At 44.4% G+C, this 13,135-nt stretch carries 9 protein-coding genes and 1 pseudogene; 5 read left to right on the forward strand and 5 right to left on the reverse strand.

Annotated elements, in window-relative coordinates:
• Positions 1-725: phage tail sheath family protein (locus ACO0LB_RS19800; RefSeq protein WP_423052291.1), on the forward strand; the 725-nt coding region annotated here is incomplete at its 5' end.
• A 603-nt stretch (positions 726-1,328) separates the two neighbouring features.
• Here ACO0LB_RS19800 and ACO0LB_RS19805 read toward each other — a convergent pair.
• The 4 genes from ACO0LB_RS19805 to ACO0LB_RS19820 all read right to left on the reverse strand — a co-directional run bounded on the left by ACO0LB_RS19805 (position 1,329) and on the right by ACO0LB_RS19820 (position 4,360).
• Complete coding sequence (locus tag ACO0LB_RS19805; RefSeq protein WP_423052293.1) at positions 1,329-2,552, reverse strand: type II toxin-antitoxin system HipA family toxin; 1,224 nt, start codon at positions 2,550-2,552, stop codon at positions 1,329-1,331.
• On the reverse strand, positions 2,549-2,866 hold the full coding sequence (locus tag ACO0LB_RS19810) for a helix-turn-helix domain-containing protein (RefSeq protein ID WP_423052295.1): 318 nt from the start codon (positions 2,864-2,866) through the stop codon (positions 2,549-2,551). The genes ACO0LB_RS19805 and ACO0LB_RS19810 overlap by 4 nt, the downstream gene beginning before the upstream one ends.
• A gap of 324 nt (positions 2,867-3,190) precedes the next feature.
• Positions 3,191-3,439 carry a hypothetical protein gene (locus ACO0LB_RS19815; RefSeq protein WP_423052297.1) on the reverse strand — a complete coding sequence of 83 codons (249 nt, stop codon included), beginning with the start codon at positions 3,437-3,439 and terminating at the stop codon, positions 3,191-3,193.
• Positions 3,440-3,859: 420 nt separating this feature from the next.
• Positions 3,860-4,360 carry a hypothetical protein gene (locus ACO0LB_RS19820; protein ID WP_423052299.1) on the reverse strand — a complete coding sequence of 167 codons (501 nt, stop codon included), beginning with the start codon at positions 4,358-4,360 and terminating at the stop codon, positions 3,860-3,862.
• Between the two features lie 499 nt (positions 4,361-4,859).
• Here ACO0LB_RS19820 and ACO0LB_RS19825 point away from each other — a divergent pair.
• Together ACO0LB_RS19825 and ACO0LB_RS19830 are read left to right on the forward strand one after the other, a co-directional pair.
• Positions 4,860-5,096, forward strand: a pseudogene (locus ACO0LB_RS19825) (helix-turn-helix domain-containing protein).
• A 219-nt stretch (positions 5,097-5,315) separates the two neighbouring features.
• Positions 5,316-5,723 carry a hypothetical protein gene (locus tag ACO0LB_RS19830; protein WP_423052301.1) on the forward strand — a complete coding sequence of 136 codons (408 nt, stop codon included), beginning with the start codon at positions 5,316-5,318 and terminating at the stop codon, positions 5,721-5,723.
• Between the two features lie 331 nt (positions 5,724-6,054).
• On the opposite strand, the gene ACO0LB_RS19835 is transcribed toward ACO0LB_RS19830, so the two are convergent.
• A complete protein-coding gene (locus tag ACO0LB_RS19835) occupies positions 6,055-6,633 on the reverse strand; it encodes a HipA domain-containing protein (protein WP_423052303.1) in 579 nt (192 codons plus the stop codon).
• Positions 6,634-6,653: 20 nt separating this feature from the next.
• On the opposite strand from ACO0LB_RS19835, the gene ACO0LB_RS19840 reads away from it, so the two are divergent.
• Positions 6,654-8,342 (forward strand): ShlB/FhaC/HecB family hemolysin secretion/activation protein, encoded by a 1,689-nt coding sequence (locus tag ACO0LB_RS19840; RefSeq protein ID WP_423052305.1) that lies wholly within the window; start codon positions 6,654-6,656, stop codon positions 8,340-8,342.
• A gap of 162 nt (positions 8,343-8,504) precedes the next feature.
• The coding region (locus ACO0LB_RS19845; protein WP_423052307.1) for a filamentous hemagglutinin N-terminal domain-containing protein at positions 8,505-13,135 on the forward strand (4,631 nt) is incomplete at its 3' end.

Below are 13,135 nucleotides of genomic sequence, written 5' to 3' on the forward strand. Positions count from 1 at the left end.
CCAATCCAGCTCCGAGTCCAGTAGCGACGATGACCAAAGACCAGCTCAATATGGCGTTCACCAGTCGCATTGATGCGGTCAATAAATTACTGTTACTGAACAGCCCGCTGTATGTGTTACTGATGGGTGTGATCAAGAAAAAACTCAATCTGTTACCCCCCAGCGCCGCCATGGCCGGGATCTACACCATGGTTGATAACACCCGCGGGGTGTGGAAAGCGCCAGCCAATGTCAGTTTGAATTCGGTAGTCAGTCCCTCAGTCAGCATCAACAGTGAGGAACAGGAAGACCTTAACGTGACTACGGCCGGTAAATCAATTAATGCCATCCGCACCTTTATCGGTGAAGGTACTATGGTATGGGGTGCCCGTACGCTTGATAGCAATAGTCTGGATTGGCGTTATATCAATGTACGCCGCACCATGATTATGCTGGAAGAGTCACTACGCCTGGCTACCAAAGCCTATGTGTTTGAACCGAACGTCGCCAATACCTGGATCACCATTAAGAGCATGGCTCGCAATTTCCTGACCAGTATCTGGAAGCGAGGTGGTCTGGCTGGCGCTAGTCCGGATGATGCGTTTTCGGTCTTTGTCGGTTTGGGTGAAACTATGACAGAGCAAGATATGTTGGATGGAATGTTGAAAATGACGATTTTAGTTGCCTTGTCACGTCCGGCAGAATTTATCGAAATCACCTTCCAGCAGCAAATGCAAAAATCGTAAGCTACGCGGTAACAGCAGACGAATGATAGTGTTATTACTGATGTTTCCAAATAGCGAGGAGTATCGCCCTCACTGAAATTTTATTTTCAGATTAGATTGGATTCGCAATTCATGTTGTTCCGTGAAATCAGTAGCCTGGATGTACCATCTGAAGACGCTAAATATCGATACGGCGATAGCCTGCCAGCGGACACTATAGTGCTTTAATGCATATAAGGCTGAGCTACCAGTGACGCGGCAAATTACCTATTACTTTTGTATTTCAAGGAGTATCAACGCACGCTACCTAAGGTATCGATCGGTCGAGCTGCGCCCAATCTACTTCAAAACACGCAAGTGTCACTAGCGTGAACACCAGCTCGACAGCCGCCGAATGATGACAACACCCCTGCGGTAGCGATTCAAGTCTGCAACAGTTCGAGCAGCTTCAAAATCCGACAGTGTTGCGCGGTAAGATTGGGTCATAGCTAGCTTGTCTCAAAACACTGGACCATAAGGTAGATGTCGTTCACTCGGAATAGTGTTGGTTTGCCTCAAAACTTGTCCTTGATTGCCGACTGACGTCACTGAATCCAACTTCAAGCCAAGCGCCATCTGCTTACGTTAGGTCATTCGCTTCCGGTTACCTTCGATGGCATTTGTGATAACGGTCAGCGTGGCAGGTTTAATGCCGACTTCCTTTGCATGAACGGCTAATGTCCCCGCTACGGTAGTAATGCGCTCGATCGCTTGGCGAGACCATGCCGAAGGCAGATCGACTGCAGTCGCCAGATTCAGCAAGTGTTTGAGTCCCGGGTTGAGACCCTCACCACTGATCGTCATCTGGTGCTCACCACCAACGCCAACGTTGTATGTGAGGTCGTAGCACGGCGCCAGCTCCCACTGCATCGATTCGTTCATCAAATAGGAGAAATTTTTGGTGTGGTCATCGCGATTGTTGAATACGACATTGAACACACATCGCTCGAAAGCCTTCTTCACCTGCCGTTCGTCTTTAGTCAGCGCTCTTGTTGCTTTTAAGAACACCTCATAGTCGCGTGTCGGCAAGCGGAAATTATCGTCGAGCAGCGCAGTCAGACTCAAAATCGGCACCCGTATGCCGCGTTTACGATCAAAGCGCTCGATTCCGAAGCCAGCCAACCTCGGGGTTAAATCGAAGTATTTCGTGGTGGGAATGATCAGGCCACACTTCTCCGCCATGGTGGCGTAAAGCTTCTCTATGGCACAGACTTCTTTCGTTTCACCCTGAGCCTGAAATTTGACAAGCCATGCCTCGCCTGGTGCCGCTCGGTCGGTGCTAACCTGCCCTGTAGCAGTGTTGTACTGAACGAGTACCTTCGGCCGCGCGCCATGGGGTGAACCACCGGTGAGCGCCAATTGTTCCAGGGTAGCCGTATCCTGGCCAGCCAAGACTGCCTGTGCGCCCTCCGCCAGCACCCGCAACTCTTGATATTCTGGATCGTGGCTCATCTCATCGGGAGGGCTAAACACCAACGCTCCCATCGCCCGATCACTGATGAACGCCAGTCGATCCAGTGGTGAAATGCTGGCCAGGTCGCGCGCATTTTTTTGAAAGCAGCGATCCATCAGGAGCCTTCCCCAGCCATCAGGCAAGGAGTCGGCGATTAACCCCGGCAAGTTCTCTTGTGTACTCGGAAAATTCGAATAGGCCGCTTTGCGCAGCTTCAAATAAATTGGCGATAGCTCCAGGCCGCGCTGAAGCGCCTCATCCGAGTATTCAAACAGTAGAACACGCCCTTCGTGTGCTAGGGTACCGAGGTGCCAGTTTTGCCCCCATCCGCAAAAATTGATGTTGAGTTTTTTCATGAAAACCGTTTATTTTTTCGGGGAACACGTTGCCGTGCAGGCCTGCTGGCCTCTTCGAGCTCTTTGATTGACGTTGGCTTCTGCAAAAAGAGCGGTTCAAGTTCTTTCGTCAGACCCAAGGCAACGATGAGGCGCAACAAAGTTTCGAGTGTGGTTTTCCCGGTCTTTTCAAAGCCAGATACGGTGCCCAGTGCGACGCCCGCGCGTTGGGCGAGTTCAGGCTGAGAGAGCTCCAGACGCATGCGTTGCTCTTTGACACGCGACGCTATTTCCTTACAGAGTTCGGATGGTGTTGCGAATGTATAATCCAACATTATGAAGTTATCACCATGTATGGCTAATAATTTCAATATTCTAGCATTTAAAAAATCACTATTGAAATAATTTCAAATATATGAATTTATATGCATTTTTAACTGGTTATCTTCATATTATTGATAATAATGTGTATGAGCATTTTCAGACTATCTGAAACGAACAGTGTTTCTGCAAATCTGTTCTTGCGCATTTCTGTTCTTTTTTGCATTTCAGTTTGACTCAAGAACTCTTGCTATAAATGCAATTGCGAAGATGTTCATAGGGGGCTATTGGAAAAAACTCCAATAGCCCCCTCATATTTTAATTATTTAAAAAGATTATCATTTGCTGTTTAGCCAGTTTGCAGCAATGTCTTTGCCATGAGCAATCAAGATGTGCCTGATTAAAGTAGTTCCAATAATTAATGCCAGTCCCTTATATTGGAGTTCGGTTTCCGTGATGTCTAATATATCCGACCAAATAGACACCCAATAAAGCAGGATAAAAGAAGTGCAGGCAGCAGCAAAATATAGCCCCAATAATGCAGTGAACGCTCTGTCCGGAAAAGCAAGTTGTATGATTTTTTTCATAATATGATTTCTATCAAAATTCAATTGAATATCTTCGTTAATACAGTTGGTAAATATGTGAATGCGCTACCGACTTATGCTGTGTCGTAGCGCACTTGGAAAACCTTACCTTGACTCGCTGCGATACAGAACCGTATTACATTGTTGGCATTTGTGTATTCGCCGGTTGTCGCAGGACTCCTTCCAGCCAGCATGTCGAATATTTCTCGAATAACAGCAACGACACTTAGTTCCGTTTTCTGTTTTGCATTTTGGATTCTGCCTCCAATACTCACTAATGGTGGGCCACGATAGCCAGTTCTTATTGGACTGTTGTGCTTCTCTATACCATATATAAAAAGGCGCCAGAAAAATAATGAGTGTGATCACTGCGGTGGTTGCATAGGCAATCATGAGTTCAATTTCGAGCATTTTTTTCTCCTATTTGAGCGCAATTGCAGACGTATGTGGAATAAAGAAGCGGGAGTCTTTCAAGAAGACAAGCACCATTTGAATGACAAAATCTTTGTATATTGTTCCGCTTCTCGTTATGGTGCTGACGATGCTGGGTTGGTCGATAACTTCAGAGGAAACATCTGACTGTGCAGTGGGATCAATACCAACTGCATTGCTACCGAAATCAAGTCGAGAAGATGTAGTGTCAATCTGTGCAGCTTGATTAATAACGACATCCCGTACAAAGATGCCAAACCTCGTTTGATTCTGAAAAGTATTGATTATTTTGGACAAAGTTTGCTCAGTGTTACCATTCTTGTCGATGGCAATACTTCCGTTTTCGTTACTATTGAGCTGGAGCGAAACGCTATCAGCGATTTTCGATATTAGGTTGTTGTTGTCAATGCTGCGGGAAGTCAATGAACCAGGACAGAGCAACGTGATGAAATTCGCGTATGCGACTTTTAGATCGGGCGAAGTAGTCATATAAATTCCTTTATAAATAAGGTGAAATGATCGGCAGTGAAAAAATATTTTTCGACTTAACCGAAGCCCATTCTCCAGATTTAAAAGAAAAGTCAAATCAACAAAAATTTGCTTTATTTTCTTTACCTAAATTGAACGAAAGCTCAGTTTTTCAGAGAGAAGTGGATTGCTCGGTGGTGCGGCAATTTTGATTTTTTTATGGTTGATGCAAGGGAAGCCGGTCTATTATGTAGGGGCGCGCCTGCCAAATCTTACCCGTGCTGGGATTGGCTTGTTGCCTTTGCGTTGACCTGTCGATTTGATCAGTGCGCTCCCCGAGCGTTGCCGAGCTCAGTGCTTGTGACTAAACCATCAAATTTACATGTAGGTGGTTTACCCAAAATCCAAGAAAGATAACTTATCAGAAGAAGAAATAACCATTCTGAGAGATTTAGTAAAGGAGCTGTAATGGACAAATCACTTTTAATGATCTGGTACCAGTCTCAAAGAAGCGCAAAGCATTTCAAAAGGACAAATCACTGCTTCGAGTTAATTTGTCCTGGAGCATGTCGATGCTAAAGTTGTTCGCGAAAAGACTGGATTGTCGCAAAATGACTTTGCTAAATTAATGAAGGTAAGCGTGAAAACGTAGCAAAATTGGGAGCAAAACCGTCGTTCTCCAACGGGCTCGGCAGCAGCCTTGCTCAAAATTGTATCGACTTCGCCTCAGGTCGCCCTGAAATTACTTCAATCCTGATTGAATATTTGATTTTAATGCAGCGTCTACTGTTGTTCAGCATGAAATGTGTTTACAGAATAAATTGAGTTGCGGCAGAGTACGAAAAAAGAGAATAGTCATTATTTCCACTGCTTTTTCGCTGGGCAACTAGCATCGTTAAAGGACAATGTCCATACCAACCATTGGGGTTCTCAATCCCGATGGGTTTGGTGAGCCCTATTTTTTTAGGAGATCACCATGAAGGTTTCTTATTTAGCTGCAGGCCATGTTAATTCAATTTTAGAAAAAACATCACATGCAGCAGACGCTTTTACAAATACACCTGAGCTTTTTCGCCCTGAATTTTGGGAATTCATCTTTGTACGCGCAGAAAATCGCAAGTATGCACAAACGATCTTAGAAGAACTGGATGACTTAGCAAGCCAAGGTGTCACCGTGAGTACATTCGTTTCTCAAAATATCGTTAAAGCGATGAAAATCACCACTCAACACTCAGAAATGCGGAACTTACGCTCCATCGTTAGTGCAGTACTTTCGGAATATCCTGGACATGCTCGGCAGCCATTCTTGCCCATACATGGTTTCCCTCATCCGTCAATTCCATCACAATTGCTTCACCTAACTCGCGAAGCAATTGTGGCGTAATTCCATCCAGTTTTCTTTCCAGCAGCTTTTCCCAGAGTTGTTTTTCATTGTCCTCAAAGAGAACGGTTCCGTTCGTCACTTGCATTTCACCACTCCGTTTTTTATTAGCTGGAGCCAAGAGTAGCAAATAACTGTTCCTTGTCAAATCTGTACAATCACTACCAAATTGATATTAAAGCGGCTTGCAAAATGGTGGTCGTTAATCGGTTAACTCTGTCTCTTGAAGAGAAAATTCACTGTGACCTGGACATTGTCGGATTTAATTGTGAATTAATTTTGCACTGGATTTCTACCAATAGCATGGGGGAACAACGTTGAATTGTTTTGCTGGTTATTCCAGTTGCGCTAGTCCTAACTCACGTGGTCGACGGAAAGCGCTACTGATACGGTCTATATCTTTGCTGCTGACACCGGCGGCTTCGAATTGATTTTTCCATTCGCGCACAATGGCGCTGATGTGTTCAACAGCTTGCATTGCTTGAACTTTACTGAGGCCAAATACACCATGTTGGCTTAGTGCATTGGGTAGTGTCGCCAAGCGACCTTGATGACCGACTGCCAAATGCAAAAAACGCTCTGTTGCTGTGGTCGGTACTGGCACAACATCATACAAAGATGATAAACGCCAACCTTTGATTTTTGGATTGGCATCCAAGATAAAGCCATGGTTGCGTAGGTGATCATCGTTGTTATTGACCAGGATATTGAAAATCATGCGCTTAAATAACTCGGCCTGATCTTGTTTAATCGTGGCGGCTGCACCATGGGTAGCGATGGCTTCGGCTATCTCTGCGTAACTGGTGTGGGGTGACTCGGATTCGTGTTTGGCTAATAAGGTAAGTTGCAAAAAATAAAATATATAAATGCAATAAATGTGTTGTGGCGCACGATTATATAAATATATAATCATTGTTTTTTTGCAAATTTGGCATGTTTAATAGGCAAATTTTTTTTGCGTTGCGGCTTCTTATTCTTTTCTTTTTTTCATTGATTACGGTTCATGCGGAGCAGATTCCCGATGCGGAACTTACCCGTCGGCAGTCAGAGCAAAACAACGAAGCACAAAGTCGCGCGAGAAATACACCCGATATATTTACAAATCCGTTTGATGGTAAGCAGGCGGAGTTTGTGCTTCCCGTTGAGTCAAACTGTTTCGTCATTCGAAACATTCAATGGATCGGCGTGGAGGAATTCAGTTGGATCAAATCAGATGGTGGGTTAATCCTGAATCGATGCATAGGTGTAAAAGGTTTGCGTCAGATACAGGAATTTTTGCAACGTCATTTGGTGGATAGAGGTTATATCACAACGCGTGTCATTATTTCTGAGCAAAATCTTGCAGGTGGTACGTTGAAATTGAATGTACTGGCGGGACATATCAACGAAGTACGCGATGAGGGAGTCTCTCCTGGCTGGGCGTGGATGATATTGCCGAAAACAACTGGTGCCTTGCTAAACCAACGAGACCTTGATCAAGCTCTGGAAAATATCCGTCGGCTAACGAGTCAACAAGATGCGCAGTTCGATATTATTCCAGGTGCCTCACCAGGGACAAGTGATCTTGTGATACGGCATCCAGAGCACAAGCGTTGGAGTGGTTTGTTGACCTTGGATGATTCAGGTTCTGAGTCAACTGGAAAGCTGCAAGTGGGTGGAATTCTTTCAGTAGATTCACTTCTACATGCTTATGATTCATTGACGCTCACGTTCAATCATAACGCTAACTTGACCAATTCGACGGTTGGCAGTGCGTCATCGAGTCTTAATTGGAATGTTCCGATTGGCTATTGGTCATTGTTGACGGGCGTTAATTACTCAAAATACAAACAGACTGTAGCTGGTTTTAGTGGCGGCATTGTATATAGCGGCCGTAGTTATGGAATGGAGCTTGGTGCTGGTTATGTATTGTATAGAAATACAAATTCCAAACTAAGTACGCAATTCAAGTTAAACCGAAAAGTAAGCCAAAGCTACGTTGATGATTCTGAAATTAATGTTCAGTTTCGAGATGTCAAAGGATACGAAGCGAATTTAGCTTACCGTCGCTTTATGGATAGCTCATCCCTGAGCGTTTTAGTTGGAATCAAAGGAAGTCTGCCAAAGCAATCTAAAGCACCAGGATTAATTGTCGGCGCACCTGAATGGGATGGACATTATCAGATCACAACTGCGGACATCGGTTTCAATACATCTTTTCATTTAGCATCAGAAAATATTCGTTATCAAACCAATTTACGCATACAGCATGCTGCCAAACTCCTTCCCGGGTTTGAATACATATCAATCGGTAATCGCTATAGCGTGCGAGGATTTGATGGCGCGTCTTCACTCTCATCAGAGAGTGGATGGATATGGCGCAATGAAATGAGCAAAAATCTTCCGCAATTGTTCCAGCTACCTCCGCTCGGAGAAATTTATCTGGCTATCGATACTGCACGTCTGTCTGGCAGAAATCGGATCAACTTATTGGGCGACTCACTGAGTGGAGCGGCAATAGGTGTTCGTGGAAAATATGACAGATACAACTATGAGTTTAGTGTAGGAATGCCGATTCAACGGCCTACAGGATTTATAACAAAAACGCCGACCTTTACTGCTTTTCTTTCTGCAGCTTTTTAGTTGCAAATGATGAATATGAACACCGAACAAGTGACAAATAAGTCCTACGCCCAACGTCTGATTGCCTCAGCAATGATTGTGTTGCAAACATTAATGCCGATGATGCTGGCATCTCAGGTATCTGCTCAGGTTATTGGTACGGGAGTCACCGTGGATCGTTCGGTGCAAGGAGAAAAACCGGTAGTTGGTGTCGCAGCGAACGGCGTACCTGTTGTACAGATTGCCCCTCCATCAGCGAGTGGCGTTTCGAACAATCGCTTTACAAATTACAACGTTGGTTCAGATGGAATCATCTTAAATAACTCAGGTGCCAACACTCAAACACAACTTGGTGGCTGGGTTACTGGTAATCCTATGCTGGGAAATGCAAGTGCCAGAGTTATTTTGAATCAAGTCAATGGCAACACCCCTTCCAATATTCATGGTTACACAGAAGTAGCTGGTACAAGCGCAAACGTTATTGTTGCCAATCCCAATGGTATTACTTGCGATGGCTGTGGATTCATCAATGTTGCTCGTGCAACTCTCACTACGGGAATACCATTCATTGGAACAGATGGAAGCGTCAATGGATTTCAGATTAGTAGCGGACAAATTAATATTGATGGCAAGGGGATTAACACGCGCAATATCGATCAACTTGATTTATTAAGTCAAAGTTTGCGGGTGAATGCCGCATTATGGGCGAATCAACTTGATGTCATTACTGGTAACAATAATGTTAGTTATCTGAGTAATAAATTTGAAAGTCAAAATCAGGGGCAAGGATCAGGGCGTGTTTCAATTGACGTTTCTCAACTTGGAGGCATGTACGCCAATAGTATGCGGTTGATCGGTACTGATCGAGGTGTAGGGGTTAACAGCGCCGGGAATATTCTGTCATTGACGGGAACTTTGGATGTCAATACTGCTGGCGATGTACGTGTTACTGCTGGAAATTTGCAATCTGCCACCAAACTGAAAGTGATTAGTGGTGGTGATATTTCTAATGCCGGGACTATACGTTCAGAAGAATCGACGACATTGAACGCGACTGGCAGTATGCATAACAGCGGCATTTTGATCAGTGCGAATGATACCGCATCGGGCATTGATCGCAACGGTAAATCAATTGTGCCGCAAGATGTCATCGTTTCAGTGTTGGGAGAGTTGCAAAATAGTGGGCAAATCATTGCAACGAATAACGTTCTTTTAGATGCAAGTAGTGCACTGACGAACAAAAGTGGGCAGATATTTGCGGACAATATTAACCTCAGCACTGTGGGGAAAATTGATAATACTTCTGGCACGATAGATAGTAGTTCCTCCTTGTCCTTGACTTCACAGGGGTTGACCAACACCAGCGGTATTTTGCGCCAGACAGCGACGGCGGTTTCTACCGCTAATAACAGTAGTGGCATCACCATTCACGGCCCGTCGACAGGGATCAATCCATCACAAATAATCATTAACGACAAGGGAATGATCGCCAGCAATACTTCTACAAAAATAGAAGGCTATTCGACTTCGAACGTTGACGGCACAATACAATCAAAAAACGATCTGAGTCTTAATCTCGGTGGAACATTTAATAACAATAATGGAAAACTGCTCGCTGGTGACAACCTTGTCCTTAAGAGCAGAGGTGATCTCACAGGTAGTAATGGTCTGATATCAAGCGATAAGACATTGGCGATTTCTACCGATGGAAAATTGTCTAACGCCGAAGGTACACTACAAAGTCATAGTGTTCAACTTGCAGCAAAATCTATTGACAATACAGGCGGTACTATCTTGCAAGCCGGTGCAGGAGATCAAAGTATCAATCTGATCGGCTCGCTCCAAAATTCAAAAGGAACATTCTCCACTAATGCCGATACGCTGACATTCAAGCTTGAAAATTTGGACAATAGCAATGGCTCTATCATTCATGGCGGAAGCGGATCGCTGGCGATTGTCACAGATAAAATGCTCGACAACAGCAATGGAAAGATTGCGACTAACACCGCGCTGACTGTTAACGCTGACTCACTGAAAAATGATAGCGGCACATTATCGACCAGAAGTAGTGCGGACGTGCAAGTCACGAACTTCACTAACGCGGGTGGCGTACTCATTGCGGGTGACGCCTTATCTGTTCAGTCAAAAGAGAAGTTGAACAATGCTGGTGGCACGATACAGTCGGCAAAAAAATTACTAGTTTCCGCAGGAACGTTGGAAAACAATAAGAGCGAAGATGGAACGAGCGGACGCATTGTCACGACCGGTACCGATATTGCCACTGTATTTGTAAGTGGCCGGGCAGACAATGATTTTGGCTTTGTTGGCGGAAATGGCGGCCTCAACTTGTATGCTGCTTCCGTCAACAATGCGCACGGTACTATCTTTTTCAATAAAGACGTAAAAGCAACCACCAACGAAAACTGGTTTAATACAAACGGTGTATTACAAGCGAATGAGCAACTTTTGGCCGTGATTGGTGGGAATTTACTCAATTCACAAGGGATAGTTCAGGGAGGCGGCATTGATTTGAGCGCCTTCTCAATTGACAATAGTTTTGGTCAAATTCTCCACACGGGTGCTGGTATTGCTTCTATTAACGTTACCGATTTGCTCAATAATACCAATGGTCAAATTATCGGCAACGGGAATTCTCTTTGGATTGCGACAGGTAGCCTGATTAATTCTTCTGGTGTGATAAATAATACCGGAGAAGGTATGCTGAAAATTACCTCAGCAAGTTCTATTGACAATCTGGGCGGCAATATTGTTTCAAACGGAAAATTGAAAATTGATGCGAAAGGCATCAATAACGGACAGCAAGGATTAATACAGGCAAAAGATGATCTCAGCATTACCGTCCAAGGCAAGCTTTTGAATGACGCAGGAAAGATTACTAGTGGTGGCGATTTGATGCTTACCGCTGGAGACTTGAGTAATTCAGACAAGGGCGTGATCCATAGCAGTAAAGGTGTCATCCTCAATATCAATGGTGACCTGAGCAATACCAAAGGCACCATCATCAGCGACGGCTCCGTCGATATCAAAGCCAGTGGCAGCATCAATAATGCCGAAGGCGAGGTTCAATCTGGTTCAACGTTGAACATCACGGGTAAGAATTTAGATAATACTTCTGGCCGTATTGTTTCACTCGGTGCAACCGGTATGCAGATCAAGATTGAAAATGGAATTGACAATACAAAAGGACTGATTGCATCCAATGGTTCTGCCGAAATCTCCGCACATAGCTTAAAAAATCAGGATGGTTCAATCACAACTATCGATAATTTAAAAATCACCGTAGATAAATTTGATAATCAAAAGGGACAGTTGACGGTAGGAGGAATGTTAGATCTGAGTTTGAATGACATCCTGGATAATCGTGGCAATACGCTTGCAGCGAAAAGAGGGTTGAGCATTTACTCCAACGGTATTGACAACAGTGCAAATGGCAAACTGTTGGTAGAAGGTGCAGGACCATTGACGTTGAATATCCTCGGAGCGGTCAAGAATGACAAAGGATTTATTGGTAGTAATGGCAGTGTCAGTATTGTCGCCAAAGAAATCAGTAATCTCGAAGGCACTATTTATGCAAACAACTCAGCCCAATTGTCCACCGCAGGAGTGGTGAATAATTCTGCCGGGATATTACAGGCAAATACGGCACTCTCTATTCGTACAAACGGAGCAATTCTCAACCAGCAAGGTCTGATTCAGGCTGGTAAATTCGACTTCATGGCAGCGAGTATCGCCAATAACGCAGGAAAGCTTGTGCAGTTAGGTAGCGATCCCAGTGACATAAGAGTAACCAGCAATATTGATAATATGAAGGGCAGCATTATTGCTAATGCAAGCGATTTCAATATCGAATCCGGTGTGCTCGATAATCGCAATGGAAGTATCGTTCATACTGGCACAGGTACACTGAATATTGTTAGTAAAGATAATGCAGATAATCGCGGCGGCGCAATTCTGAGTAAAGGGAGTTTGAGTTTAAGTGCGAAAGCGTTGACCAACGGCATACTTGATGCAGATACCTCTCAGGACGCAAAGGCTGGATATATTCAGAGTACTGTAACCACGACCATTGCAGTGCGTGACGCATTGGACAACGGAAAGGGAAGCATCGTCACTGGAAAAGCACTGAATATTTCTGCTGACGGAGACATTAATAATGTCAATGGTACGATGGAAGCGGGAAGCGGAATCGCCCTTGTCGCGAAAAATCTAAACAATGAGAACGGTAGAATTGTCAGTTTGGATGATGCTAATACGGGATTCAAAGTCAGCGATATATTTAACAATAAGACCGGTGTTATCGGTAGTAATGGTTCAGTCAGTATTGTTGCTAATGTCCTTGATAACACTCAAGGAAGCATAGTTACCAAAAAAGACCTTGAAATTTCCACAGATAAATTTCTGAACAAGGACGGTAGTATTGACGTCGGTGGCTCTCTGATTTTGCAAATGAACGATGTGCTGGACAATCGTGGCAACAATTTACAGGCAAAAAATGGATTAAAAATCCGAGCAATTTCTGTTGATAATGGTGTGAATGAGTTAGGTGTTGCAGGTAAAATTCTCGTAACAGCGAATACTGGCACATTAGAGCTCAATACCCGCGAAGCAATCAATAACAACCAAGGCTTCATCGGAGGCAATGGTGATGTGCTACTGACAGCAGCGAACATCAGCAATATTGGTGGCACCGTCTATGCCCGACAAGACCTGAACATCACGACCGCAGCAAAGTTAGACAACAGCCAAGGTACGGTGCAAGCAGATGGCAAACTCAACCTACAAAACGGCACCGG

It is taken from the genome of Undibacterium sp. SXout7W, assembly GCF_049339385.1.
GTDB lineage: Bacteria > Pseudomonadota > Gammaproteobacteria > Burkholderiales > Burkholderiaceae_D > Undibacterium.

Bases quoted from the DNA above. Each gene is read 5' to 3' on its own strand.
- ACO0LB_RS19805 (WP_423052293.1), bottom strand. From the start codon at position 2,552: ATGAAAAAACTCAACATCAATTTTTGCGGATGGGGGCAAAACTGGCAC.
- ACO0LB_RS19810 (WP_423052295.1), bottom strand. From the start codon at position 2,866: ATGTTGGATTATACATTCGCAACACCATCCGAACTCTGTAAGGAAATA.
- ACO0LB_RS19815 (WP_423052297.1), bottom strand. From the start codon at position 3,439: ATGAAAAAAATCATACAACTTGCTTTTCCGGACAGAGCGTTCACTGCA.
- ACO0LB_RS19820 (WP_423052299.1), bottom strand. From the start codon at position 4,360: ATGACTACTTCGCCCGATCTAAAAGTCGCATACGCGAATTTCATCACG.
- ACO0LB_RS19830 (WP_423052301.1), top strand. From the start codon at position 5,316: ATGAAGGTTTCTTATTTAGCTGCAGGCCATGTTAATTCAATTTTAGAA.
- ACO0LB_RS19835 (WP_423052303.1), bottom strand. From the start codon at position 6,633: ATGATTATATATTTATATAATCGTGCGCCACAACACATTTATTGCATT.
- ACO0LB_RS19840 (WP_423052305.1), top strand. From the start codon at position 6,654: ATGTTTAATAGGCAAATTTTTTTTGCGTTGCGGCTTCTTATTCTTTTC.